Genomic DNA, 25,930 nt, shown 5'->3' with positions numbered 1-25,930 from the left:
CGCCAATGAAATCAACCGACCCTCAATTCCACAGGCCGATCTTTTCCAGTTCCTGCTTGAAGTTGTCGCGCGTGATCAGCGTCACGTCGTCCATGGCGGTGTATTTCGGCGGTTCTTTGCCGGTGGTGACCCACTCGTGCATCATGCTGGCGGTGTTGTAGCCCTCGATGTGCGGGCTCGGTAGCATTGAGCCGAAGAAGCCGCTGTTGGCTTTCTTCAGTTCGCCGATGGCATCGGTGCCGTTGATGCCGATACCGATTACGTTGGCGGCGGCAAAACCGGCGCTTTCGGTGGCGCGCACGCCGCCCAGCACGGTGTTGTCGTTCATCCCCCCGATGATCAGGTTTTTCGCCCCGCTCGGGAGCTTCACCAGCGCCGAGTTGGTGGCGTCCATGCTGCCAGGTACGTCGAGGGTTTTCAGGGCCGAGAACAGAATGTGGTCTTTCGGCATCCCGGCGTCTTCCAGGGCTTTAACCGAACCGTCGGTGCGTTTCTTGCCGGTATCGAGTTCGTTGAAGGTGTTGATCACCGCATAGGTTTGTTTCCAGTCCCAGCCGCGTTTTTTCGCTTCGGCGGCCATGGCGGCGCCCTGCTTCTGGCCAACTTCGAAAGCTGCCATGCCGAGGTATGGCACGTCCTCCATGAACTTGCCGCCGGCATCGACGAAACGGTCATCGACAGCGATCACTTTCAAACCGTTGAGCTTGGCCTTGGCCATGATCGCCGGGCCGAGGGAGACGTCCGGCGGGCAGATCACGAAGCCCTTGGCGCCGTTCGCCGCCAGGCTGTCGATGGCCGAAAGGGTTTTCTCGCCATCAGGCACAGCGATCTTGATGACGGTGAAGCCCTTGTCCTTGGCGGCCTTTTCAGCGAAGGCCCACTCGGTCTGGAACCAGGGCTCTTCGGCCTGCTTGACCAGAAAACCGATCTTCACTTCCTCGGCCGCCAGCAACGTACTGCTCAGGCTGACCGCGGTGACCGCCAAAGCGGCACAGCACAGGGAACGGATCCCACGACGACGTTTCATAAGCTGACTCCTTGTTATTTTTTTTGAGCGTTAGTTGAAAGCCAATACAGCGGTCGAAGCATGTAGCCAATAGTCATATCGTATGATGATTGTATTTCAGGCGTAGTTTTTCGCCTGAAATCCAAGTTATTCAGTCGTGGTACATGACCGAACGACCACCATCGATGGTGATGCACGAAGCGTTGATGAATGGCGCCTCATCGCTGGCCAGGAACACGGCAGTCATCGCCACTTCGATTGGCTGACCGATGCGGCGCGGTGGATGCAAGTCGAAGGCCCGTTGACGTTCGGCATGAGGGTCGGCAAAGCCGTTCCAGTAGTCGACGTTCAGTTGGGTTTCGATATAGCCCGGTGCGATGGCGTTGACGCGAATGCCCTTGGGTGCGTATTCGATGCCCAAGGCGCGGGTCAGCCCGAGCAAGCCATGCTTGGCCACCGGGTACGGGAAGCAGCCGGGAATGATGTGAGTGGAATGGGTCGAGGCGATGTTGATGATGCTGCCGATGCCCTGCTCGATCATCTGCGGCAGCACGGCTTTGCAGCCATACCAGGCGCCGTCCAGGTCGATGGCGAAGCAACGATGCCAGTCGTCCTCGGTCATTTGCAGCGGATCACGGAACACGTTGACCCCGGCGCAGTTGACCAGCACGTCGATGCGACCGTGAAGCTCAATGGCCAACTTGGCCATGGCGTGCAGGTCTTGCTGGCGCGATACGTCGGCCTTGATCGCCACGACATCCGCGCCTTGTTCACGCCAATGCGCCGCGACTTTTTCGACTTTCTCGGCCTGGATATCGCTGATGACCAGCTTGGCTTGCTGGGACGCAAAGGTCGCGACAATCGCTTCGCCGATCCCCTGAGCGGCGCCGGTCAACAGCACGACCTTGTTTTTCAGGCGCTCACCCTTCGGCGGTTCGGGCACCGGTGGCAAGGAAAGGGGTTCAGCCATGGATCAACACTCCTGTTCGAGGGCACGACGAAAACCGGACATCTGTCGATGTCCGGTCAAAAGGCTTTTGGGAATAGGCAGGCAGGCGTGCAAACGCCCGGGCGCCGGGGCGGCCTGAAGCACTGTCGACCCAAGGGAGGACGGTGGAATATCGCTGCATCACTTCACCTGTTTTGTTTTTTTAAGTGTGAGTGCGTGTAACTGATGGGGCCGACTATAAACCCGGCCACCAACAAATCTCAATATATAATTTTGCATCCCATATTTTGGGATTTAGCCTGCAAATCTCTGACAGGGCTTTCCGGGCACATCGACTCGAACCGACAACACCGCACCATCCAATGGATGGTTGAGCGGGCTCGCCGCACTGGTGATGTACAAGGTCTTGAAGTCTTCGCCACCAAACACGCAACTGGTGGGGCGACTGACAGGCAGTTCGATCACCCGATCGACATGACCGTCCGGGCTCAGCCTGAGCAAGCAACTGCCGTCCCAGCGGGCGTTCCAGATATAGCCCTCGGCATCCATCGCCGAGCCATCGGGGCCACCCCGTTCGTGGGGGCCAAACCAGACGCAGGCGGTGTCGAGGTTGCCGTCGGTATGGATGAAATGTTGGTACAACGTACCGTCGAGGCTGTCGGCGAAATACAGGGTTGTGCCGTCGTCGCTCCATAGCAATGTGTTGGGGATGCCGAGCCCTCGAAGCAGCGGCGTGACCCGAGCATCGCGGTCGATGCGAAACAGGCCACCGGAGCGGCGCACGATCGGCAAATCTTCGCCCTGCTCGCCGATGTTGTTTTGCATGGTGCCCAGCCAGAGCCGGCCCAAGGCATCGCAGCGGGCTTCGTTGGCGCGATTGCCGGGTTGCGGATCGGCCACACAGAGCAAGGTCAGCCGAGGCTCCAGGCCGGGAGAGTTCAGGTCCAGCCGATAAACCCCACTGCTCAATGTCACCAGGGCATCGCCACTTTCGCAGGGGATGAATGCGGACACGTGTTCCGGCATCTGCCAGATTTCCACATTGGCGCCGATCAATCGCAGCGCCTGTTGGCCGGCGATATCGACCCAGTACAGCGCCTGGGTCGGTGCATCCCAGAACGGACCTTCACCGAGTCGCGCACGGTGCTCGGTAACCGCAGTCCACGTCATGAAACCTCCTTTTTATGCTTTTATGTGGGAGCGAGCCTGGTCAGCTTGCCTTCTTGTCGGCCATGACTTGGGGGTAAAACCGTTTGATCGCCAGGTCGGCGTTATCGATCAGGGTCATGCAGGCCCACACACCCCGCGCAGCATCCCGGGCGGCGATGGCGTCGGCCATGTCTTTGTGAATCGGCAAGGTGCGGCGCAGTTCGTCCGGGTCGGCGGCAGACACTTCGAACGACACCGCCAGCAGCGCGCCGAGGGCCGGGACCATTTGTTCGATGAATTGATTGTGGCTGGCGGCGAGGATGCACTCGTGGAAGAACTGGTCGGCGCGGTTGTAATCGATGCCGCTGTCTACGGCTCGTTCCAGCGCGTTGTAGGCCTGAAGCACGGCTTGCACTTGTTCCACCGTCGCGCGCTCGCAGGCCCAACGCACCGCCATCGGCTCGATGGTACGACGCAGGTCAAGCAAGTCGTCGACGAAGTTTTCCGGCAAACCGCTGCGCGACAGCCAGCCGACGACTTGTGGATCGAAGAGGTTCCAGCGCCGTACCGGCAACACCCGCGTGCCGACCTTCGGCCCGACTTCGAGCATGCCTTTGGCGACCAGGGTTTTGATCGCTTCGCGGATGACCGTACGGCTGACCCCAAGCTGCTCGCCCAAGTCGGCTTCAACCTTGATGGTCTGACCGGGCTTCACCTGGCCAGCGGCAATCCAGCACCCCAGCCAATCAACCGTCGACGCGTGAAAACTGCTGGACATGGGTACCTCACCGCCCGGTGAAAATAAAAATGAAACGACACGAAAGCCGTTCGCAATGGATGCCCACGCTAATCATCATATGATTGGGTGTCAATTGGATTTTTCTGGAGTTCTTGCCAACACAGGCATGACTGTTCGTCCGATTACTCCCCCGGCGCTTTGAACCCACCCACTTTGTAAACTACGGTTAGCCCGCAACAGATCAGGCTGTTTCACTAAAATCCGCTATCGTCAGGTATGAACATGGACATGGATGCGTCTACGAAATACCCCATTGTGTTGGTTCACGGTCTTTTCGGCTTCGACAGAATCGCCGGTTATCCGTACTTCTTCGAAATCGAGGAAGCCCTGGAACGTGCTGGTGCCCAGGTGTTTGCCGTGAATATTCCAACCGTCAACGGCAATGAGGAACGCGGTGAAAAACTGCTCGAACACGTCGACCGCATCTTGCGGGAAACGGGCGCCGCCAAGGTCAATCTGATCGGCCACAGCCAAGGTCCGCTGGCCGCACGCTACGTCGCAGCCCTGTACCCGGAAAAGGTTGCGTCGGTCACCTCGGTCAGTTGCCCTAACCACGGCTCCGAGATTGCCGACCAACTGCACAAGGCACTGACACCCGGAGAATTACCCGAAGCCTTGGTATTAGCCCTGTTAGGCGCAGTCGGCACCTTCATTTCGTTGATCAGTGGCCATCCGGAAAACCCCATCGACCCTCAAGCGGCGTTCGAATCGCTGACCAGCGCAGGCCTGGCCGCCTTCAATCGCAAGTACCCGCAAGGGCTGCCAAAGGTTTGGGGCGGGGAAGGCAACGAAGTTGAGAACGGCGTGTATTACTACTCCTGGAGCGGGATCGTGCAGAACTTTCAAAGCCTGCAACTCCTCGACCCGACCCATTTGAACTGTAAAGTGCTGTCGCAGCTATTTTATAAAGAGAAGCACGCCAATGATGGGCTGGTCGGCCGCTACAGCTCTCATTTGGGCAAAGTGATCCGCTCGGATTACCCCATGGACCACTTTGATGCAGTCAACCAGATGGCCGGGATCAACAGTTGGAACGTGAGCCCGGTGATGCTCTACCTTGAACACGCCGCCCGGCTCAAGAGCAAGGGTTTGTAAGCCCATAAAAAACGGCCCGCTGCAATAACGGGCCGTTTCGTTTCTCGGGTTCAGCGCTTACGGCTCAAGTCCGATCGGGAAAAACTCGCCACCGCTCCAGACACCGAGCCAGCTCTGCCCGTCAATCTCACGGCTCACCGCCAGCTCTACCAATTGGTAGAACACATTGCGGTGAATCAGCGCTTCAAGGTTGCTGCGCACATGCACGTACGGTGCGGGTTCCTGAGTCACCGGGTCGATCACCACGCGCATGGGGTGCTCGACACCGGCGTCGGTGGTTTCATCGACGTTGGTGGTAAAGCGCAAGACCTGAGCCTCACCCTCGCCTTCGACTTCCAGGGCTATCGCCACGAACGGTGCATCGTCGACCTTGATGCCGACCTTTTCGACTGGAGTAATCAGAAAGTAATCATCGCCGTCGCGGCGAATGATAGTGGAGAACAGCTTGACCATCGGCTTGCGCCCGATCGGCGTGCCCAGGTAATACCAGGTGCCGTCGCGGGAGATGCGCATGTCGATGTCGCCGCAGAAGTCGGGGTTCCACAAGTGGACCGGTGGCAAACCTTTGGTTTTGGGGATTTGTCCCAACAGGTCATTGGCTTTTTGCGGGCCACTCATGGCGTTCTCCTTTTAATTACTGATCGCTGAGCCCCAACAGGCTACGAGCGTATTGCTCCAGCGGCGGGCCCAGAAGATCTTCTGGCCTGTTATCGTAGAACGTCAGTAAACCGCCACGACTCTTGATACGTGCAGTATCGATCAAATACTGGGTGCTGGTCTCGATCAACATGATCTGAATGACGCCACTGTCGATCCCGAGGCGATCCGAGCGCTCCTGGTCGATCAAATCGTCCGCGTTGCCGATACGGTCGTCGGCCTTGGCAAAACGTGTATAGAGCAGGTAGTGAGCACCGGCGGCACGGGCTTCTCCCATGGCGGCGTCGAGGCCTTCCGGCGCGCGGGCGCGGCGGACCATCGGGAAATATTCGATAAAGCCGTTGAAGGCTTCTTCGGCCACCACGTTAGGTCGCGGAGAAGCAATGCCCGGTGGCGCGAAGGCGCCCTGGGCGATGTAGATGAAGGAGTCCGGCTGAATGCGGATGTTATTCACGCGACGGCTGTCGCTATGGTCCAGCAGCCCCACGTCGCTCATGTGGTAGCGAGTTCCTTCGGCCATATCGCTGACATTCATGCAGCCGCCAAGTGCCAAAACGGCCAGCAGCAAAACCAGGCTACGCATCCTTCCCTCCAGAAGCCGGTGACGGAAAACCGGCGAATGGCCGAGGGATGCAGCTTCCGCGCCAGCTCATGCCAGGATCATCTTTGTAGCAGCTGCCTAAGGCTGCTACAGATCGCGTTCAGCCGCCGATGATTTTCATGATGGTCGCGCCACCGGAGAACGCCACTTCCTGCTTGTCCCCCAGAGCCTTCACCAGCAGTCGCTGCAAGGCCGGCAATGCCTGATGACGGGGTTTGTCCAGCAGATCGCCGACATAGTGGCGATTGCTCGACGACAGGCAGCCATGCAGCCAGCCAGTGGACGACAAGCGCAGACGCGAGCAGGTGCGGCAGAACGGCACGCTTTCGTTGGCGATCACGCCGAAGTGGCCCTGTCCCGGAATCTCGTAGCGCACCGCCGTGGCATCGACCGGCGCGTCGGCCTGCAGGTATTCGTAGTGTTCGCCGATCAGGCTCAGCAATTGCTGAAGGCTGACGAACTGTTGCAGGAAGGCGTTGGAATCACTGGCCAAGTGCCCCATGCGCATCAACTCGATGAAGCGCAGCTCGTAGCCGCGTTCCAGGCAGTAATCGAGCAATGGCATCACCTGATCGAGGTTTTGCCCACGCAGCGGCACCATATTGACCTTGATCTTCATGCCGGCTGCCGCGGCCTGGGCCATGCCGTCGAGCACGGTCGCCAGATCGCCGCCGCGGGCAATGCTGCGGAAAGCCCCGGCGTCCAGGGTATCGAGGGAAACGTTGATGCGCCGAATGCCGGCATCCACCAGCAGCGGCAGCTTCTTCGCCAACAGCTGGCCATTGGTGGTCAGGCTGATGTCCGCCAGCCCCATCTGCCCGACGGCGGTCATGAAGGCTTCGAGCTTGGGGCTGACCAGTGGCTCGCCACCGGTAATGCGCAGGCGCTCGATGCCGGCTGCTTCGATCAGATAAGCCACGCCGCGTGCCATCGCCTCGGCCGACAACTCATCCTGCGCAGCCACCAGCCGTTTGCCGTTGGGCACGCAGTAGGTACAGGCGTAGTTGCAGGCGGAGGTCAGACTGATCCGCAAATTGCGAAAACGCCTGCCTTGACGGTCAACGATCATGGATCACTCCGGCGAAAGAAGATTCGAACGCGCAAAACTTGACTCACAAATCAAGTTTTAGCAAGCCCTATGCCTGAGTATATTCCTGCGGTACTGCGCCACGTAGCTAAATCATGGCTCATGGCGCAATTAGACAACTGGATGGCTCAGCTGCTCGGAGTGTCGGTATCGCGCTTGCGCTTGTTGCCCATGCGCACGCCGATGTCCATCAGGAACTGGAAGAAACCTTCCTGATCTTCCAGCACATTGCTCCAGAACGGCGAGTGATACAGCGCCACGGCGCCATGCACCAGCGCCCAGGCTGCGCAGTAATGGAAGTAAGGCGGCACGTCTTCGAGCTTGCCTTCGCTGATCCGGCCCTTGATCAGCAGGGTCAGGCGTTCGAAGTTCGAGGCGCGGATCTTGTGCAGTTCCTCGACCATCTCCGGTACCTGGTTGCCCTTGACCACCTTTTCTTCCAGGCGATCGAACAACCGATAGCGTTGCGGATCGCGCATGCGGAATTCGAAGTAGGCCCGGGACAGGGCTTCCTTGTCCTTATCGACATCGGCGGAATGCAACAGCTCGTTCAAATCACGCTCGTAGTCGAGCATCAGGCGCAGGTAGATCTCCGCCTTGGATTTGAAGTGCTTGTAGATCGTGCCTTTGCCGATACCTACGGCATCAGCAATCATCTCGACGGTGACACTGTCTTCACCTTGTTCGAGGAACAGCTTGAGCGCGGTATCGAGAATTTCTTGCTCGCGGCGACGAAACTCACGGACCTTACGAGGTTCTTTATGCATAAGAAAAGGTCTGTAGGGGTCAAAATTCGAAGCCGCGTATTATGCCTAACTTACGCCAAAATGCACGGATCATCCGACCATATATGTGTTTCTTGATGAATTCACGCGACCTCGCCGGTTGATGAGAACTCAACCGAAGCGCACGTATTCCAAATTTGTTTAAAAACCCGACCAACCAAACTGGACTCGGCGCGATACTGATCAATACTTCAACTGTCGGCGAGGCATCTCCCCCAAGTGTCGCGCCGATGAAGGTACCAAAGGATTGCGTGCCTTTGTTTTACTCCTAATGGTCTTAACCCGGATTCACCCCCCAGAACCCGGGTTTTTTTTGCCTGCAATTTGGGAGCAAAGCCCGCCACAGGTTGCGACTTTTTCCAACGTTACGCCGATGCCCTGACGTGCGCCAACGGAAATAACCGCTTGAAATTCTCGGTAGTCTGCTCGGCAAATCGCTCGTAGGGCTCGCCTCGCAACATTGCCAGAAATTCCGCTACCTCACGCACGTACTGCGGCAGGTTCGGTTTGCCGCGATACGGGATCGGCGCCAGGTACGGCGAGTCGGTTTCCACCAGCAAGCGGTCGGCCGGCACTTTGCTGGCCACATCGCGCAAGGCATCGGCATTGCGAAAAGTGACAATACCGGACAGGGAAATGTAATAACCCATATCCAACGCGGCCTTGGCCATCTCCCAGTCTTCGGTGAAGCAATGCAGAACGCCTGCTTGAGGCAGCGCCGCCTCACGCAACAGTTCGAGGGTGTCGGCCCGGGCGCCCCGGGTATGGATGATTACCGGCTTGCCGGTCTGTTGCGCCGCTTGCAGGTGCAGGCGGAACGACTCCTGCTGCAACTCTGCCGCTTCCGGTTCGTAGTGGTAATCCAGGCCGGTTTCCCCGATCGCCACCACCCGCGGATGATTGAGTTCGCGCAACAGCCAATCCAGCGCCGGAGCGGCACCCGGCTGCACGTCCAGCGGATGCACGCCGACCGAACAATCGACGTCGTCGTAACGTTCGGCCAACGCCTTGACGTCGGCGGCGTTATCGGCGCTGACGCCAATGCACAGAAAGTGCCCTACTCCCCTCTGACGAGCCGCGTCGAGCGCGGCATCCAGAGAGCCGTTGTGGGCGGTGAGATCGAGGCGATCAAGGTGGCAATGGGAATCTACAAGCATAAAAGGGCTGCAACTTACATCGTATGAGTGGGACGGTCGGACTTCAGAGCTCCGGCCAGATGGGTTTCGATTCGACTGCGCGCGGTGTTATCGCCTTCGTTGAATTGCACGCCGACTCCAGCGGCGCGGTTGCCCTGGGCACCTTTGGGGGTAATCCAGGTGACCCTGCCGGCGACCGGGATCTTTTCCGGTTCGTCCATCAGGTGCAGCAGCATGAAGACCTCATCGCCCAACTTGTAGCTCTTGTTGGTCGGGATAAACAGGCCACCGTTCTTGATGAATGGCATGTAGGCCGCATAGAGCACGGACCTGTCCTTGATGGTCAAGGACAAAATGCCATTGCGCGGCCCCGGACTGATGGGTTCGTTCATGCTGACCTCCATTTCTGATGATCAGAGTCTAGTCACCTCTGGGCAGGCAAGGATACCCATTGCACCAACAGCGCCTCCAGCAACAGCGCCGGATTGAGGTTGGCCTTGCTCATCACTTTCTGCCGCTGGGCTAGAATCCAGTCCTGAATATTCAGGACTTTATCCTGAGCGGCTTTCTGCGCCAGGTATTGAATCACCTTGCGCATGTCCGCCAGCCCCAGCCCCGCTTCATCCTGAGTCAACTGATAACGCAGGATCAGGCTCGACCAGTCGCAGAACCAGTCGAACAGCAGCAACATGGGAATGGTTTTCCATTCCTCGGCCAGTTGCGTCGGCGATTGCTGCTGCTTGAGCAACCTCTTCACGCCCTCGACCACCAGCGCCCGCTGCTCGCGCACGCCCTGGGCCTGCAATTTGACCGCGGCCAATGGCGAACCGGCAGCAAGGGTCAGCAGTTCAATGCGCTCGTCTTCCGAGCAGTCCGGCAACGTCTTGGCCAGCCACGCCAGACTCATGGCTTCGCTCGGCAAAGGACAGGCCTGCTGTACGCAACGGCTCTTGATGGTCGGCAGCAGACGACTGGTCTGGTGGCTGACGAGCAGCAATACGGTGTCGCCGGACGGCTCTTCAAGGCTTTTTAGCAAGGCGTTGGCGGCGTTGATGTTCATCGACTCGACCGGCTCGATCAGCACCACTTTGCGACCGCCCATCTGCGAAGTCTGAACCACGAAGCTGACCAGGTCACGTACCTGATCGACCTTGATCGCCTTGTCTGCCTCTTCCGGTTCCAGGACGTAGTTGTCGGGATGACTACCCGCCTTGAGCAGAAGGCAGGATTTGCATTCACCGCAGGCGCCCTGGGCGGTCGGACGCTGGCACAACAAACTGGCCATCAACCGCTCGGCCAGCGCACGCTTGCCGATCCCGGCCGGGCCATGCAGCAGATAGGCATGGGCGTGCTGGGCACGACCGGCCAATTGCTGCCAGAGACTGTCCTGCCACGGATAGGCTTCAGCCACGGGTCAACTCCAGCAGACGTGGCAGCAAGACATCCAGAGACTGCTGAACCTGCGCCAGCGGTTGAGCGGCATCCACCAGGACATAACGCGCAGGATCCGCTTTGGCACGCTCGAGGAAGGCACTGCGCACGGCATCGAAGAACGTGCGGCCTTCAAGCTCGAAACGGTCCAGGCGACCGCGGGCGCTGGCGCGGGCCAGGCCCACTTCCACCGGCAGATCGAAGATCAGCGTCAAGTCCGGGCGCAGATCGCCCTGCACGAACGTTTCGAGGCTCGCGATGCGCTCCAGCGACAAACCGCGACCACCGCCCTGGTAGGCATAGGTCGAATCGGTAAAACGATCACACAGAACCACCGCGCCACGGGCCAGCGCCGGGCGGATCACCTCGGCCAGGTGCTGGGCTCGCGCAGCGAACACCAACAGCAGCTCGGTGTCAGGGTTCATGACCTCATCGACCGGCGCCAACAACACATCGCGGATCCGCTCGGCCAGGGGCGTGCCCCCCGGCTCCCGGGTCAACACCACCTCGATCCCGGCGGCGCGCAGACGCTCGGCCAGGTATTCGCGATTGGTGCTCTTGCCGGCACCTTCCGGGCCTTCCAGGGTAATAAACAAGCCAGTCACAGGCAGTCCTTAATCAGAGTCATTGCGGGCTTTGCGGCGCCGGAGCATCCCGCTCGGGTGCTGGCGCAGGCTCTTGTGCAGAGTCTTGCGGCGCTACTTGTGGCACGTCTTCGGCCGCCGTATCAGGCGAAGCCGCCGGGATTGGCGCCTGGGCATCTTCCGTCAGCGGCGTGGTAGTCGGTGCCGGGCTGGAACGGTAATCGGCACGGCGATTGAGCTGGAACTCCCGCACCGCATTGTTATGGGCGTCCAGATCATCGGAGAACACGTGGCTGCCATCACCGCGCGCAACAAAATACAGGCTGTTGCCGTCCGCCGGATTCAACGCCGCATGGATCGCCTCGCGGCCGACCATCGCAATCGGTGTCGGCGGCAGGCCAGCGATCAGGTAAGTGTTATACGGCGTCGGCTCCTTGAGATGGGCGCGGGTCAACTTGCCGTTATAGCGATCGCCCAAGCCGTAGATCACCGTCGGATCGGTCTGCAGCAACATGCCCATCTCCATGCGCCGCACGAACACGCCGGCGATTTGCCCGCGCTCCTGCGGCACGCCGGTTTCCTTTTCCACCAGCGAGGCCATGATCAGTGCCTGATAGGGTTCGGTATAGGGCACGTCGGCAGCACGCTGGCTCCATTCCTTGGCGAGGACTTCGTCGAGGCGGTCGTAAGCCTTCTTGAGCAGATCGACGTCAGTCATGCCACGCACGAAACGGTACGTGTCGGGGAAGAAGCGCCCTTCGGGGAAAATCCCGCCGTGCCCGAGCTTGTCCATCACCTGGCTGTCGCTCAAACCGTTGAGGGTCTGTTCGAGCTTTTCATCCTTGGCCAGGGCTGCGCGGACCTGATGGAAATTCCAGCCTTCGACCAGCGTCAGGCTGTACTGAACCATTTCCCCGCGCTTCCACAGGTCGATCAGCCCTTCGACTGTCATGCCGGGAACCATGCGGTATTCGCCGCTGTGCAGCGGTTGGCCCGCCAGGTTGAAGCGCCAGTACACACGCAGCCAGAAAGCGTCCTTGATGACGCCATCGGCTTCAAGTCGAATGAAAGTGCGGTTCGGCGTAGTGCCTTTGGGCACTTCCAACAGCTGTTCCTGGGCGATGTTCAGCGGTTGTTCCAGCGCCGAATGGATTTTCCAGGCGCAAGCGCCCGCCAACAGCCCCGCCAGAACCAGTCCGGTTTCCAGCAGCAGCAATAATTTACGTCTCACGAATCAGGCATCCAGTAGCGCACGGGCAATGGTTTGGAGTTTACGGGTGAGCGGCCCAACCGGCCAGCTCAGTGCGGCATAGGCGCGCACCGGCCAAACGCCATAAACGCTGTTGCAGACAAAGACCTCATCAGCCCATTGCAGCTGTTCGAGGGTAATGTCGATGATTTGTGTGGGAATCCCCAATGACTCGGCTTGAAACAATAATTCGGCACGCATCACGCCTGCCACGCCACAACGTTTGAGATCGGCGGTCACCAGCACGCCATCGCGCACCAGGAACAGATTACTGAACACACCTTCGATCACCCGCCCGACCTGATCCAGCATCAAGCCTTCAGCATGCTCGGTGTCCTGCCATTCGGAACGGGCGATAACCTGCTCCAGACGATTCAGGTGCTTGAGACCGGCAAGCAATGGCTGCTTGGAAAGCCGTGTTGTACAAGGGAACAGGCGCACGCCCTGCTTCGCATGCACAGCCGGATAGGCAGCAGGAGGATTGCCTTGCAGAATGCGCCGGGCCTGGGCCGAGGGATCGGGGGCGTAACCGCGCAGGCTGTCGCCGCGGGTGAGGATGAGTTTGAGCACGCCCTCGCCCAGTGCGGCGGCATAGGCCAGCAGCTCCGCGCGGATCAGCTCATGATCGGCGGCAATCGCCAGGCGCGAACAGCCCTCGGCCAGACGCGACAAATGTCGATCCAGCAACAACGGCTGCCCGCCCTTGACGGCGATGGTCTCGAACAGACCATCGCCGTAAGCCAGGCCGCGATCTTTCAGCGACAAAGCGTCAGCCGGTTGACCGTCGACCCAGCTGTCCATCAGTCAGCGAACCGGCGGAACACCAGCGAGCCATTGGTACCGCCAAATCCGAAGGAGTTGGACAGCACCACGTCGATATCCATGCCGCGCGCGGTGTGGGGTACGAAGTCGAGGTCGCAGCCTTCGTCCGGCTCATCGAGGTTGATGGTCGGCGGGGCTACCTGACTGTTGATTGCCAGCACGCTGAAAATCGCCTCGACCGCCCCTGCGGCACCCAGCAGGTGACCGGTCATGGACTTGGTCGAACTGACGGCCAGCTTGTAGGCGTGATCGCCGAACACCGATTTGATCGCACAGGCTTCGGCGAGGTCGCCAGCCGAGGTCGAGGTGCCATGGGCATTGATGTACTGCACCTGATCACCATTGATCTTCGCATCGCGCAAGGCATTGGTGATGCAACGCGCAGCACCCGCGCCATCGGCCGGTGGCGAGGTCATGTGGTAGGCATCGCCACTGGTGCCGAAACCAATCAGCTCGGCGTAAATGGTCGCGCCACGGGCCTTGGCGTGCTCCAGCTCTTCGAGAACCAGTGCGCCAGCACCGTCGGACAGCACGAAGCCATCACGACCCTTGTCCCATGGACGGCTGGCACGGGCCGGCTCGTCGTTGCGGGTCGACAGTGCACGGGAGGCACCAAAGCCGCCCATGCCCAGACCACATGCAGCCATCTCGGCGCCACCGGCGATCATTACGTCGGCTTCGTCGTACATGATGTTACGTGCCGCCATGCCAATGCAGTGCGTACCGGTGGTACACGCCGTGGCGATGGCGTAGTTAGGTCCCTGTGCACCCAAGTGAATGGACAGGAAACCGGAAATCATATTGATGATCGAGCCAGGCACGAAAAACGGAGAAATCCGCCGTGGGCCGGAATCATGCAGTGTGCGGCTGGTGTCTTCGATATTGGTCAGACCGCCAATACCCGACCCCATGGCCACGCCGATACGCTCGCGATTGGCATCGGTAACCTCAAGACCTGCGTTACGCACGGCTTGAAAACCTGCAGCCAGACCGTATTGAATGAACAGGTCGAGTTTGCGGGCTTCCTTGACCGACAAGTATTCCTCGACATTGAAGCCCTTTACCGAGCCGCCAAAGCGGGTGGAATAGGCAGAAAGGTCGGTGTGTTCGATCAGACCAATGCCACTGCGGCCAGCCAGAATGCCCTGCCAGCTGCTCGGCACATCCGTGCCCAGTGGCGACAACATACCCATACCGGTGACTACGACGCGTCTACGCGACACAGCACTCTCCTTTTTTCAAATGACGACTTCGCACAAGGCCTAAAGAAAAAACCGCACGCCATGATGGCAGTGCGGTTTTTCCATGACAGCGAGCGACGACTAAAAACTATTACGCCTGATGGCTGGTAACGTAGTCGATTGCTGCTTGTACAGTAGTGATCTTTTCAGCTTCTTCGTCAGGGATTTCGGTCTCGAATTCCTCTTCCAGAGCCATCACCAGCTCAACGGTGTCAAGGGAGTCGGCACCCAGGTCTTCAACGAAGGAAGCGGTGTTGACCACTTCTTCTTCTTTAACGCCCAGTTGCTCAGCAACGATTTTCTTGACGCGCTCTTCGATGGTGCTCATACCTTGTTTTCACTCCTAATGGACAAATTCAGGCAGCTGGCCAGTGGGTAAGTGTATAGAAAGACTTTTCAGTTTTTCAACTGAAAGCTTCACTCCTCAAACCCTGCGGCCCTCTGCCGATAAAATAGATTGCAGCTTTATAACGGATTTTAGACAGCTCGTATGACATTTTTTTGAAGCAATCCGTCACATTTAACTCATGTACATCCCGCCGTTCACCGGGATTGTAGCCCCAGTAACGTAAGCCGCACCGTCGGACGCAAGAAAAGCGACCACAGATGCGATCTCTTGAGCTTGCCCCAGACGACCCAGCGGAATTTGCGTCTGCAAGGCTTCACGCTGCGCATCGGGCAGTTCGCGGGTCATATCGGTGTCGATGAACCCTGGGGCCACCGAGTTTACCGTAATCGAACGCGAACCGACTTCACGCGCCAGCGCACGGCTGAAACCTTCCAGACCGGCCTTGGCGGCTGCGTAGTTTACTTGGCCTGCGTTGCCCATGGCACCCACAACCGAGCCAATACTGATAATTCGTCCCCAACGGGCTTTGGTCATACCGCGCAAAACGCCCTTGGACAGGCGGAACAGACTGTTCAAGTTGGTGTCGACAACGTCATGCCATTCGTCATCTTTCATGCGCATCATCAGGTTATCGCGGGTGATACCGGCATTATTGACCAGGATCGCCGGCGCACCGAACTGCTCCTGAATGCTCGCCAGCACGGCCGCTACGGACTCGTCGCTGGTGACATTGAGTTCCAGGCCAGTGCCCTGAATACCGTTTTCTTTCAGAGTGGCGGCGATACGCTCGGCACCCGATGCGGAGGTCGCAGTACCAACAACGATGGCACCCTGACGACCCAGCTCCAGAGCGATAGCCTGGCCGATACCACGGCTGGCACCGGTGACCAGTGCAACTTTACCTTGCAGACTCATGCAAGCTTCTCCTTGATCAGACCAGCGCTGCACGGGCGGCAGCGAAAGCATCTGGGGTATTGAGGTTAGAGGTCGACACGCCTTCAGCGCAACGTTTGTTCAGACCGGCCAGGACCTTGCCCGGACCGCACTCGACCAGTTGGGTCGCGCCCTTGGCAGCCAGCGCCTGGACCGATTCGACCCAGCGCACAGGCTTGTAAAGCTGCTCAAGCAGATCGCGCTTGAGGGTTTCCAGATCGGCTGGTACGTCGGCACTGACGTTCTGCACTACCGGAATCTGCGGCGCCTGCCAGTCGATCGCTGCGATCGACTCAGCGAATCGCTCGGCGGCCGGACGCATCAACTCGCAGTGGGACGGCACGCTGACCGGCAACGGCATGGCGCGCTTGGCACCACGCGCCTTGCAGCCTTCGATGGCGCGTTCGACCGCAGCCTTGGCGCCGGCAATCACTACCTGGCCCGGCGAGTTGAAGTTGACTGCGCTGACCACTTCACCTTGCGCCGCTTCGGCGCAGGCTGCCAGCACATCAGCATCGTCCAGACCGAGGATAGCGGCCATGCCGCCCTGCCCGGCCGGAACGGCCTCCTGCATCAATTGACCGCGACGCTCTACCAGCTTCACCGCGGCGCCCAGGCTCAGGCTGCCCGCAGCCACCAGGGCGCTGTATTCACCCAGGCTGTGACCGGCAACGTAAGCCGGACGCGCGCCGCCTTCAGCCAGCCACAGACGCCACAAGGCGATCGAGGCAGTCAGAATGGCCGGTTGGGTTTTATCGGTTTGATTGAGTAGTTCTTCCGGCCCTTGCTGGGTCAGCGCCCACAGGTCGTAACCCAGAGCATCGGAAGCTTCTTTGAATGTTTCAAGGACCACTGGGTGTTGCGCGCCCAACTCGGCCAGCATGCCGAGGGACTGCGAACCCTGTCCTGGAAAGACGAATGCGAGGGAAGCAGACATGTAACAAGCCCCTAATGATCTTGTCGTCGGAGAATTGACGTCCCGCCAGGGGAACGCAAGAAACTGACAGTTGGATGGCTCATTGAACTGAGCGGTCACATTTAAGCATTGTCTGACGAAAACGCCTAAGGCAACAAATCTTCCAGGCGCCCATGAAGACGTTCCGGCAAGTTTTCCTGGATCTCGATCAAGGCGCGCTGAATCGCACTCTGGAAGCCCTGAACCCCCGCCGAACCATGACTTTTCACGACAATTCCCTGCAAACCGAGAAAACTTGCGCCGTTATGGCGTGCCGGCGCCAGCTCGGCCTGCAAGCGCTTCATCAGCGGCAGCGCCAGTGCGCCTACCAGTTTCGACGCGAAATTTTTCTTGAACTGGGCCTCGATGCGCCCGGCGATCATGGTCGCCAGGCCTTCGCTGGATTTGAGCAGGATATTGCCGACAAAGCCGTCACACACCACCACATCCGCCTCGCCACGGTACAAACCGTCGCCCTCGACAAACCCGATGTAGTTCAGGCCACGCGCATTTTGCAGCAGGGTCGCCGCCAGCTTGACTTGCTGATTGCCCTTGATGTCTTCGGTGCCGATATTCAGCAACGCGACCCGTGGACGAACGACGCCCAGGGCTTGCGCCGCCACAGACCCCATCACCGCAAACTGCAACAGATGCTCGGCACTGCAATCGACATTGGCGCCCAGATCGAGCAACTGGCAGAAACCTTTCTCGGTCGGAATGGCGGCGACCATGGCCGGCCGATCGATCCCCGGCAAGGTTTTGAGCACAAACCGCGACAACGCCATCAGCGCACCGGTATTGCCGGCACTGACGCACGCCTGGACCTTGCCATCACGCAACAACTCCAGCGCCACGCGCATCGACGAATCAGGCTTGCCGCGCAGGGCCTGGGCAGGCTTTTCGTCCATGGCGATGACTTCGGACGCCGGCACAATCGACAGGCGCGAGCGATCCGCAGCCGATTGGCCAGCGATCAGTTCTTCAAGTAAGGAGGGTTGACCGACAAGGGTCAGGTGCAGCGAGGGCGTAGCTGACAGACAAGCAAGGCTGGCCTGAACAATGCTGCGGGGACCGAAGTCCCCGCCCATTGCGTCAATCGCGATGACTTGAGCGGACAAGGATTACTCGTCAGCGCCCTTGTCGATCACTTTACGGCCACGGTATACGCCTTCTGGCGATACGTGGTGACGCAGGTGAACTTCACCGGTGGTTTTTTCTACAGACAGGGTGCTAGCCTCGAGAGCATCGTGCGAACGACGCATGTCACGGGCAGAGCGGGATTTTTTGTTCTGCTGAACAGCCATAATTGATTAACTCCTAAACGTTTGGGTCACGCTTTAACTGCGCCAATACACTGAACGGGTTGGACCGCGTTACCTCGTCCTCGCTCGGTTCGGGCTCATCTGCTCCCGCCGGCTGCTGGCATTCTTCCGGATGATGAGCAGGCACAATGGGCAAGGCGAGCAGAAGCTCCTCCTCGATCAGTGACTGCAGATCCAATGGATCTTCGCCCAGTTCCAGCACGTCATAACCTTTCGGCAACGACTGGGTATTCGCACCCTCCTTCACCACAGCATAACTGCATTCGCTATGGATCGGCAGGGTGACCAGCTCAAGACAACGCTGGCAAACCATTTTGACTTCGGTGTCGATAAAGCTGTGGATTACCACAGACTTACGTTCATCTCGTTCAAAAACGAATTTAGCCTGCACCGTACCGACATTGTCGGAAAGCGGGTCGCAGAGTCTCTCCAAATCGGCCAGCAGCATTTCACCTTGAAGGGTGGTGCCACGGTCAGCCAATTTGCGCGGGTCAACGTGAGGTGGAATCGGGTCATTCAACATAGGCGCAGCATTATAGGGATGCCCCCAGCCATGTCAAAGGAAATTCAGCCCTGTCCGCCACTTGAGCCTGCGTTAGAATTCGCCCCTTGCCCTTTGGAGATGCGCATGCTGCCTTTATTACTCGCTTCAAGCTCGGTTTATCGCCGGGAATTGCTGGCCCGCCTGCAGCTGCCGTTTACTTGCAGCTCGCCGGATATTGACGAAAGCCATCGCCCGAACGAGTCAGCCATCGAACTGGTAAAGCGCCTCGCCGAAGAAAAAGCCCGGGCACTTACCGCCAGTCATCCTGCTCACCTGATCATCGGTTCGGACCAGGTCGCGGTACTTGGCCAGCGAATTATCGGCAAGCCACACTGCTTCGAAAAGGCCCGCGAACAACTGCTGGCATCGAGCGGTGCCAGCGTGACATTCCTCACCGGCCTGGCATTGCTCAACAGCCAGACCGGCCACTGCCAGGTCGACTGCGTGCCGTTTACCGTGCACATGCGCGCACTCGACGAAGCACGCATCGAACGCTACCTGCACGCCGAACAGCCCTACGACTGCGCTGGCAGCTTCAAGGCTGAAGGATTGGGGGTGAGCCTGTTTCAAAGCACCGAAGGCCCTGACGCCACCAGCCTGATCGGCCTGCCACTGATTCGCCTGGTTGACATGTTGCTGGCTGAAGGCGTGCAAATACCCTGAACCGACTGCGAGCGCACAAAAAACCGGCCACGCAGGCCGGTTTCTTATGCAACCAACGATCAGCGCAACGCCGGCCCCTGGAAGCCCATCCACATCGCCAAATGCTCAGCCACGCTGGCACCGAGCTTTTTCGAGAAGCGATCAAACGGCGACTCCTCGATAGTGAAGTCCACCAGCTCTTTCTCGCCAATCACGTCACGCGCCACCGAACTGGCACTGCCCAGACCATCAATCAAGCCCAGCGGCAGCGCCTGTTCTCCGGACCAGACCAGCCCGGAGAACAGCTCCGGATGATCTTTGTCCTTGAGACGATCGCCACGCCCCTTCTTGACGCTACTGATGAACTGCTGATGAGTGGTGTCGAGCACACCCTGCCAGAACTGAGTTTCTTCAGGCTTCTGCGGCTGGAACGGATCGAGGAATGATTTGTGCTCGCCAGAGGTGTAGGTACGACGCTCGACACCCAATTTTTCCATGGTGCCGACAAAACCGTAACCGGCCGCGGTCACACCAATGGAACCCACCAGGCTCGCCTTGTCGGCATAGATCTGATCTGCCGCACTGGCAATGTAATAGGCACCAGAAGCTCCCAGATCCGAGATCACCGCATAAACCTTGGTATCCGGATGCAAGCCGCGCAAACGACGAATCTCGTCATAGACATAACCCGACTGCACCGGACTGCCGCCCGGACTGTTGATCCGCAGGATCACACCCTTGACCTTGTTGTCCTCGAAGGCTTTACGCAGACTGCCTACGATATTATCTGCACTCGCCGGCTCTTTGTCGGCGATCATGCCGGTTATATCGATCAGCGCCGTGTAAGCGGAACCGCGAGTGGCGCTTTTTTCCATATCCATCAGCGGCGAGAACAAGAACAACGCAAGCAACAGATATGCAAAGGTCAGCAGCTTGAAGAAAATCCCCCAGCGACGGGATCGGCGATGCTCCTGCACACTGGCCAGCAGGGTCTTTTCCAGCAGCTTCCAGCTTTTTTCGTCACCGCTCTCCGCGCTCGCCTTGGCGGGTGCTTTCCATTCGTCGGTCATGACATTTACCCCTGCAAAAAACCGTTATGCCCGCTGACTCAGCCAGGCGCGCAATTCTGAAAAACGATCAATGGACAGTCGTGGCTCGAACTGCTGCAACGCCTCAATCGATTGAGCGCCATAGCTGACCGCCACCGAATCCATGCCTGCGTTGCGCGCCATCTGCAGATCAAAGGACGAATCCCCGACCATCAGCGCCTGCTCCGGGCGAACCTCGCAATGGGCGAGAATCTGCTCAAGCATCAACGGATGAGGCTTGCTAGCCGTTTCATCGGCTGCGCGAGTGACATCAAAATAATCTTCCCAGCCGTGAGCTTTCAGCACCCGATCCAGCCCGCGCCGAGCCTTGCCAGTGGCAACCGCCAGGTGATAGCCGTCGGCACGAAACGCTTCCATCGACTCAAGCACGCCCTCGAACAACGGCGAAGGAACAGCCTCCGCCGCGATGTAGTGCTCCGCATAATAGTCACGGAAAGCCATCAGTTCGCCATCACCGATCTCGGGATACAAGGTCCGAATCGCTTCCGGCAACCCGAGACCGATAATGCCTTTGACCGCAAAATCATCGCGCAACGGAAAGCCGGAGCGCCTGGACGCCACGTGCATCGCCTCGACAATCCGACCAATGGAGTCTGCGAGCGTACCGTCCCAATCGAAAATCAGCAGCTTGTAATCAGATGGGCGCACTCAATCGCTCCACGGTTTTGGCCCACATCTCGTCGACCGGCGCCTGCAACTTCAGCTCGCCGCCATCAGGCAGCGGCACGGTCAGCATGTAGGCATGCAGGAATAGACGCTTGCCGCCCAGGTCACGAATTTCCTTGCTGAAATCTTCATCGCCATACTTGGTGTCGCCGGCGATGCAATGCCCGGCATGCAAAGTATGGACGCGAATCTGGTGAGTGCGACCGGTGATCGGCTTGGCTTCGACCATGGTGGCAAAGTCACCGAAGCGGCGCAGCACCTTGAACACGGTCAGGGCTTCCTTGCCTTCTTCGTCGACTTCGACCATGCGCTCGCCGGAGCGCAGATTGCTCTTTTGCAACGGTGCACGGACTTGCTTGATCGAGGTCGCCCAGTTGCCGCGCACCAGCGCCATATAGCGCTTGTCGACGCCATCACCGCGCAATGCGGCGTGCAAGTGACGCAACATGCTGCGCTTTTTGGCGATCATCAGCAGGCCGGACGTGTCCCGGTCGAGGCGGTGAACCAACTCGAGCTCTTTTGCATCAGGACGTAACTGACGAAAGGCTTCGATGACGCCGTAATTCAAGCCGCTGCCGCCGTGAACCGCGATGCCAGCGGGCTTGTTGATCACGATCAGCGCCTTGTCTTCATAGACAATCGAGGCCTCGAGCCGCTGCAGCAGCCCCTGCGCCAGCGGCACGGGCTCGTCGCGTTCGGGCACGCGAACCGGCGGCACGCGCACGATGTCGCCCGCCTGCAGCTTGTATTCGGGCTTGATCCGACCTTTGTTCACCCGCACTTCGCCTTTACGCAAAATGCGGTAAATCAAGGTCTTGGGCACGCCTTTGAGCCGAGCGAGAAGGAAGTTATCAATACGTTGGCCGGCATATTCCGGCGAGACCTCAAGCAGTTGTACGCCTGGGGTCGAAGGGGCAGTAGTCGTCATGGTGCAGATGATAACAATTTTTTATGGAATTGAAGCACTTAATCATTGCTGCTATAGTCGCGAACGCCGCCAAAAGTGGCCTGGACAGCGGACTAACGGTCAAAAACCGGCCCTGACCAACGCAATTCACGAGGACGAGAGGCCGTCCTACGGGGCTTTCGCTACGTAACGGCAGAGTTTGCAGTTGTAACAAGCGCAGGTGACATAAGGCCTGAATCATGCCGCAAAGCAGAGTTTTCACTCGCCTTCCGAGCAAATATTCACGGCCAGTTCACAAAGTGCAGTCAGCTGCAAACGACCCCGAGCGAACGCTTCGGAAACAACGCCTAAATTAGCCATGATGCGTGACCTCCCCTTTCGGAGCTCACGGTAAATGCCAACCCGCTGCGGATTCTGCGCGCGGCAGCACCCGAATTATCAGGGATACGTGTAGGGTGGAGATGCACAACCGCTGGACTGTGTAGCAATAGGCTTTATCAAGACGCTTCATCTCGTCCACAGCCGCCGGTTGATTCCTCCTCCTGACTGAGTGCTTAAGTAGCCACAGCAAGCAGGACGCGTACGTCGCGATACCGGCCCAATTGGTCGGACATCGCTGGACACGGGAATGGCCAACCGCTCCCGACGCACCTGACACCGACCGTGAGAAGTCGTGTGTGCCGAACGCCGTTTCCGGCAGCCCGGAAACCGACGGTACTACATGAAAAGAATGCTGATTAACGCGACTCAACCTGAAGAGTTGCGTGTTGCACTGGTAGATGGCCAACGCCTCTACGACCTGGACATCGAATCCGGTGCACGCGAGCAGAAGAAGGCCAACATCTATAAAGGCCGGATTACTCGCATCGAACCAAGCCTTGAGGCTGCCTTTGTCGATTTCGGCTCTGAGCGCCACGGCTTCCTGCCCCTCAAAGAAATCTCCCGCGAATACTTCAAGAAAACTCCCGAAGGCCGCGTCAACATCAAGGACGTCCTGAGCGAAGGCCAGGAAGTCATCGTTCAAGTCGAAAAAGAAGAACGTGGCAACAAGGGCGCCGCCCTGACCACCTTCATCAGCCTGGCCGGTCGTTACCTGGTTCTGATGCCGAACAACCCGCGTGCCGGCGGTATCTCACGTCGCATCGAAGGTGAAGAGCGCAACGAACTGCGTGAAGCCCTCAACGGCCTGGTTGCACCGGCCGACATGGGTCTGATCGTTCGCACCGCCGGCCTTGGCCGCAGCAGCGAAGAAATGCAGTGGGACCTCGACTACCTGCTGCAACTCTGGACCGCCATCAAAGAAGCCTCGCTGGACCGCGCCGCGCCGTTCCTGATCTACCAGGAAAGCAACGTGATCATCCGCGCCATCCGCGATTACCTGCGCCAGGACATCGGCGAAGTGCTGATCGACAGCGTTGAAGCCCAGGACGAAGCCCTGACCTTCATTCGCCAGGTGATGCCGCAGTACGCCAGCAAGATCAAGCTGTACGAAGACAGCGTTCCGCTGTTCAACCGCTTCCAGATCGAAAGCCAGATCGAAACCGCCTTCCAGCGCGTCGTCGAACTGCCTTCCGGCGGCTCCATCGTCATCGATCCGACCGAAGCCCTGGTGTCCATCGACATCAACTCGGCGCGCGCCACCAAAGGCAGCGACATCGAAGAAACCGCTCTGCAGACCAACCTTGAAGCCGCCGAAGAAATCGCCCGTCAGTTGCGCTTGCGCGACATCGGCGGTCTGATCGTCATCGACTTCATCGACATGACCCCTGCCAAGAACCAGCGCGCCGTGGAAGAGAAAGTCCGCGAATGCCTGGAAGCCGACCGCGCCCGCGTGCAAGTCGGTCGCATCTCGCGCTTCGGCCTGCTGGAAATGTCCCGTCAGCGCCTGCGTCCATCGCTGGGCGAAAGCAGCGGCATCGTTTGCCCGCGTTGCAACGGCACCGGCATCATCCGTGACGTTGAATCGCTGTCGCTGGCGATCCTGCGCCTGATCGAAGAAGAAGCCCTGAAAGACCGCACCGCCGAAGTTCGCGCACAAGTGCCGATCCCGGTGGCAGCGTTCCTGCTCAACGAAAAACGCAACTCGATCACCAAGATCGAACTGCGCACCCGCGCCCGCATCGTCATTCTGCCGAACGATCACCTCGAAACGCCGCACTTCGAAGTTCAGCGTCTGCGTGATGACAGCCCGGAAGCCAGCATCAACCAGTCCAGCTACGAGATCGCTGCTGCCGCTGCGGAAGTCGAAGAAGTCCAGCCAGCCGCCGCGACCCGCACCCTGGTTCGCCAGGAAGCCGCAGTCAAGACTGCACCGGCTCGCGCCAATGCTCCGGTGCCGACCGAAGTCGTCGCCGCCCCAGTAGCTGCGCCGGTTGCCGCGCCTGAGCCAAGCCTGTTCAAGGGCCTGGTGAAGTCGCTGATCAGCCTGTTCGCGACCAAGGAAGAGCCAGTTGCGCCGGTCGTGGTTGAAAAACCAGCGACTACCGAGCGCCCTGCCCGCAACGAAGAGCGTCGCAACGGTCGTCAGCAGAGCCGCAACCGTAACGGTCGCCGCGATGAAGAGCGCAAGCCTCGTGAGGAACGTGCACCGCGTGAAGAGCGCGCACCACGTGAGCCACGCGAAGAGCGTCAACCACGCGAAGCCCGCGAAGAAACGCCAGTAGTAGCCCGCGAAGAGCGCGCACCACGCGCCCCTCGTGAAGAACGTGCACCGCGCGCACCGCGTGAAGATCGCAAGCCACGTGGCGATCGTGAAGAACGTCCGGTTCGTGAACTGCGCGAGCCTCTGGATGCCGCTCCGGCCGCCGCTGCCACCGCTGAAGAGCGTCCTGCCCGTCAGCCACGCGAAGAGCGCGCTCCACGCCCACCGCGTGAAGAACGTCAACCACGCACCGAGCAAGCCGCTGCTGCCGCTGCCGAAGAAGAGCTGCCAACCAACGAAGAGCAACTGCAGGAAGATGGTCAGGAAGTCGCCGAAGGCGATCGTCCACGCCGCCGCTCCCGTGGCCAGCGTCGTCGCAGCAACCGTCGTGAGCGTCAGCGCGATGCCAACGGCAACGTGATCGAAGGTTCGGAAGAGTCCGAATCCACTGAGAACGCCGAAGCGCCAAGCGCTGCCGATCTGGCCGCCGGCCTGGCTGTTACCGCAGCCGTTGCCAGCACCGTGATCAGCGCACCTGCTGAAGCACAAGCCAACGAGCAAGCCGAACGCGCTACTGCTGCCACTCTGGAAACCGCTCCGGTTGAAGCGCCAGTGGTTGAAGCGAGCACGCCGGTGGAAGTCATCGCCGCTCCGGAAATCGAAGTGGCCCCGGTTCGTGAAGCACAGCCTGAAGTTGAAGCTGCCGCCGAACCAGTGGTTGCTGCAGAACCTGTCGTTGAAGCACCAGTGGCTGAACAGGTACGTGAAGTTCGCGAAGTTCGTGAAGAGCAAACCGCGTTCAATTGGGTTGCCGAGCCACCTGTGGCAGTCGAAGCTCCAGCGCCAGTCGCTGAAGCTCCGGTTGCTGAAGCCAAGGTCTCCGAGCCAGTGGTTGCAGCTGCCGAGTCTGCTCCGCTGCTTGAAGCACCGGTGGTTGCCGAAGCTGCACCCGTGGTCGAAGCCGCTCCTGTCAGCGCTCTGACCCCAAGTGGCCGTGCGCCGAACGACCCACGTGAAGTACGTCGTCGCAAGCGTGAAGCCGAGCGTCTGCAGAAGGAAGCCGAACTGGCTGCCGCTGCTGCTCCGGCCGCTGCCGAGCCAGCACCGGTTGTTGCTGAAGTCGGCGAGGCAGCCCCTGCCCCGGCCGCTGAAGTGTCTGCCGAGCCGGTTGAATCCGTGATCGACGAAGCACCGCGCTCCGTTCAAGAAGCGGTAGAGCAACACGAGCAAGCCCTGGAAAAAGAGCACGAGCCTAAACCCCTCGCCTGATT

Annotated in this window: 27 protein-coding genes; 3 read left to right on the top strand and 24 right to left on the bottom strand. The window is 59.3% G+C overall.

The features are described from left to right. Positions 1–22: 22 nt before the first annotated feature. From FFH90_RS08730 to FFH90_RS08715, 4 genes are all read right to left on the bottom strand, one after another. Complete coding sequence (locus tag FFH90_RS08730; protein ID WP_018926205.1) at positions 23–1,027, bottom strand: substrate-binding domain-containing protein; 1,005 nt, start codon at positions 1,025–1,027, stop codon at positions 23–25. 130 nt (positions 1,028–1,157) lie between these two features. Then, a complete protein-coding gene (locus FFH90_RS08725) occupies positions 1,158–1,976 on the bottom strand; it encodes an SDR family oxidoreductase (RefSeq protein ID WP_018926206.1) in 819 nt (272 codons plus the stop codon). Positions 1,977–2,249: 273 nt separating this feature from the next. Then, entirely contained in the window at positions 2,250–3,125 is an 876-nt protein-coding gene (locus FFH90_RS08720; RefSeq protein WP_018926207.1) for an SMP-30/gluconolactonase/LRE family protein, read from the bottom strand. A 40-nt stretch (positions 3,126–3,165) separates the two neighbouring features. Further along, positions 3,166–3,882 carry a FadR/GntR family transcriptional regulator gene (locus FFH90_RS08715; RefSeq protein ID WP_018926208.1) on the bottom strand — a complete coding sequence of 239 codons (717 nt, stop codon included), beginning with the start codon at positions 3,880–3,882 and terminating at the stop codon, positions 3,166–3,168. 243 nt (positions 3,883–4,125) lie between these two features. Here FFH90_RS08715 and FFH90_RS08710 point away from each other — a divergent pair, with 243 nt between their 5' ends. Continuing rightward, positions 4,126–4,998 (top strand): triacylglycerol lipase, encoded by an 873-nt coding sequence (locus FFH90_RS08710; protein WP_019582740.1) that lies wholly within the window; start codon positions 4,126–4,128, stop codon positions 4,996–4,998. Between the two features lie 57 nt (positions 4,999–5,055). Here the strand turns inward: FFH90_RS08710 and FFH90_RS08705 are convergent, their stop codons facing one another. The 17 genes from FFH90_RS08705 to FFH90_RS08625 all read right to left on the bottom strand — a co-directional run bounded on the left by FFH90_RS08705 (position 5,056) and on the right by FFH90_RS08625 (position 18,673). After that, complete coding sequence (locus FFH90_RS08705) at positions 5,056–5,616, bottom strand: DUF1285 domain-containing protein (RefSeq protein WP_138867003.1); 561 nt, start codon at positions 5,614–5,616, stop codon at positions 5,056–5,058. A 16-nt stretch (positions 5,617–5,632) separates the two neighbouring features. Continuing rightward, on the bottom strand, positions 5,633–6,238 hold the full coding sequence (locus FFH90_RS08700; RefSeq protein ID WP_064616596.1) for a DUF4823 domain-containing protein: 606 nt from the start codon (positions 6,236–6,238) through the stop codon (positions 5,633–5,635). Positions 6,239–6,356: 118 nt separating this feature from the next. Next, complete coding sequence (locus tag FFH90_RS08695; RefSeq protein ID WP_018926212.1) at positions 6,357–7,325, bottom strand: GTP 3',8-cyclase MoaA; 969 nt, start codon at positions 7,323–7,325, stop codon at positions 6,357–6,359. Between the two features lie 146 nt (positions 7,326–7,471). After that, positions 7,472–8,110, bottom strand: a complete 639-nt coding sequence (locus FFH90_RS08690; protein ID WP_007942012.1) for a TetR/AcrR family transcriptional regulator — start codon at positions 8,108–8,110, stop codon at positions 7,472–7,474. Between the two features lie 383 nt (positions 8,111–8,493). Next, on the bottom strand, positions 8,494–9,285 hold the full coding sequence (locus tag FFH90_RS08685; RefSeq protein ID WP_138867002.1) for a TatD family hydrolase: 792 nt from the start codon (positions 9,283–9,285) through the stop codon (positions 8,494–8,496). Positions 9,286–9,299: 14 nt separating this feature from the next. Then, complete coding sequence (locus tag FFH90_RS08680; RefSeq protein ID WP_018926214.1) at positions 9,300–9,656, bottom strand: PilZ domain-containing protein; 357 nt, start codon at positions 9,654–9,656, stop codon at positions 9,300–9,302. 32 nt (positions 9,657–9,688) lie between these two features. Continuing rightward, the gene (locus tag FFH90_RS08675; protein ID WP_138867001.1) at positions 9,689–10,675 is read right to left on the bottom strand and encodes a DNA polymerase III subunit delta'; all 987 of its coding nucleotides are present in this window, start codon (positions 10,673–10,675) and stop codon (positions 9,689–9,691) included. After that, the gene (gene tmk / locus FFH90_RS08670; protein ID WP_138867000.1) at positions 10,668–11,300 is read right to left on the bottom strand and encodes a dTMP kinase; all 633 of its coding nucleotides are present in this window, start codon (positions 11,298–11,300) and stop codon (positions 10,668–10,670) included. The genes FFH90_RS08675 and tmk overlap by 8 nt, the downstream gene beginning before the upstream one ends. Before the next feature lie 19 nt (positions 11,301–11,319). Then, positions 11,320–12,510, bottom strand: a complete 1,191-nt coding sequence (gene mltG, locus FFH90_RS08665) for an endolytic transglycosylase MltG (protein ID WP_086944601.1) — start codon at positions 12,508–12,510, stop codon at positions 11,320–11,322. A gap of 3 nt (positions 12,511–12,513) precedes the next feature. Further along, positions 12,514–13,329 carry an aminodeoxychorismate lyase gene (gene pabC, locus FFH90_RS08660; protein WP_064616590.1) on the bottom strand — a complete coding sequence of 272 codons (816 nt, stop codon included), beginning with the start codon at positions 13,327–13,329 and terminating at the stop codon, positions 12,514–12,516. Continuing rightward, the gene (fabF, locus tag FFH90_RS08655) at positions 13,329–14,573 is read right to left on the bottom strand and encodes a beta-ketoacyl-ACP synthase II (RefSeq protein ID WP_026286429.1); all 1,245 of its coding nucleotides are present in this window, start codon (positions 14,571–14,573) and stop codon (positions 13,329–13,331) included. Before fabF ends, pabC begins: the two co-directional genes overlap by 1 nt. A 109-nt stretch (positions 14,574–14,682) precedes the next feature. Continuing rightward, entirely contained in the window at positions 14,683–14,919 is a 237-nt protein-coding gene (gene acpP / locus FFH90_RS08650; protein WP_003175607.1) for an acyl carrier protein, read from the bottom strand. Positions 14,920–15,111: 192 nt separating this feature from the next. Next, positions 15,112–15,855 (bottom strand): 3-oxoacyl-ACP reductase FabG, encoded by a 744-nt coding sequence (gene fabG / locus FFH90_RS08645; protein ID WP_064616588.1) that lies wholly within the window; start codon positions 15,853–15,855, stop codon positions 15,112–15,114. Positions 15,856–15,871: 16 nt separating this feature from the next. Then, positions 15,872–16,810 carry an ACP S-malonyltransferase gene (gene fabD, locus FFH90_RS08640; protein ID WP_026286430.1) on the bottom strand — a complete coding sequence of 313 codons (939 nt, stop codon included), beginning with the start codon at positions 16,808–16,810 and terminating at the stop codon, positions 15,872–15,874. A gap of 125 nt (positions 16,811–16,935) precedes the next feature. Continuing rightward, on the bottom strand, positions 16,936–17,946 hold the full coding sequence (plsX, locus tag FFH90_RS08635; RefSeq protein WP_138866999.1) for a phosphate acyltransferase PlsX: 1,011 nt from the start codon (positions 17,944–17,946) through the stop codon (positions 16,936–16,938). Between the two features lie 3 nt (positions 17,947–17,949). Then, the gene (rpmF, locus tag FFH90_RS08630; RefSeq protein ID WP_003179396.1) at positions 17,950–18,132 is read right to left on the bottom strand and encodes a 50S ribosomal protein L32; all 183 of its coding nucleotides are present in this window, start codon (positions 18,130–18,132) and stop codon (positions 17,950–17,952) included. A 13-nt stretch (positions 18,133–18,145) separates the two neighbouring features. Beyond that, on the bottom strand, positions 18,146–18,673 hold the full coding sequence (locus tag FFH90_RS08625; RefSeq protein WP_007942001.1) for a YceD family protein: 528 nt from the start codon (positions 18,671–18,673) through the stop codon (positions 18,146–18,148). Positions 18,674–18,778: 105 nt separating this feature from the next. Here FFH90_RS08625 and FFH90_RS08620 point away from each other — a divergent pair, with 105 nt between their 5' ends. Continuing rightward, positions 18,779–19,357 (top strand): nucleoside triphosphate pyrophosphatase, encoded by a 579-nt coding sequence (locus tag FFH90_RS08620; protein WP_138866998.1) that lies wholly within the window; start codon positions 18,779–18,781, stop codon positions 19,355–19,357. 59 nt (positions 19,358–19,416) lie between these two features. Here the strand turns inward: FFH90_RS08620 and sppA are convergent, their stop codons facing one another. The 3 genes from sppA to rluC are packed head-to-tail and all read right to left on the bottom strand — an operon-like array spanning position 19,417 to position 22,039. After that, the gene (gene sppA, locus FFH90_RS08615; RefSeq protein ID WP_064616586.1) at positions 19,417–20,406 is read right to left on the bottom strand and encodes a signal peptide peptidase SppA; all 990 of its coding nucleotides are present in this window, start codon (positions 20,404–20,406) and stop codon (positions 19,417–19,419) included. A gap of 24 nt (positions 20,407–20,430) precedes the next feature. Next, on the bottom strand, positions 20,431–21,093 hold the full coding sequence (locus FFH90_RS08610) for an HAD-IA family hydrolase (protein WP_018926225.1): 663 nt from the start codon (positions 21,091–21,093) through the stop codon (positions 20,431–20,433). After that, a complete protein-coding gene (rluC, locus tag FFH90_RS08605; RefSeq protein ID WP_007941997.1) occupies positions 21,080–22,039 on the bottom strand; it encodes a 23S rRNA pseudouridine(955/2504/2580) synthase RluC in 960 nt (319 codons plus the stop codon). Before rluC ends, FFH90_RS08610 begins: the two co-directional genes overlap by 14 nt. A 700-nt stretch (positions 22,040–22,739) precedes the next feature. On the opposite strand from rluC, the gene rne reads away from it, so the two are divergent. Further along, on the top strand, positions 22,740–25,928 hold the full coding sequence (rne, locus tag FFH90_RS08595) for a ribonuclease E (RefSeq protein ID WP_138866997.1): 3,189 nt from the start codon (positions 22,740–22,742) through the stop codon (positions 25,926–25,928). Positions 25,929–25,930: the final 2 nt, after the last annotated feature.

Origin of the sequence: Pseudomonas sp. ATCC 43928 (assembly GCF_005938665.2) — a bacterium.
GTDB lineage: Bacteria > Pseudomonadota > Gammaproteobacteria > Pseudomonadales > Pseudomonadaceae > Aquipseudomonas.
This window is presented reverse-complemented; position numbering and strand designations above follow the sequence as displayed.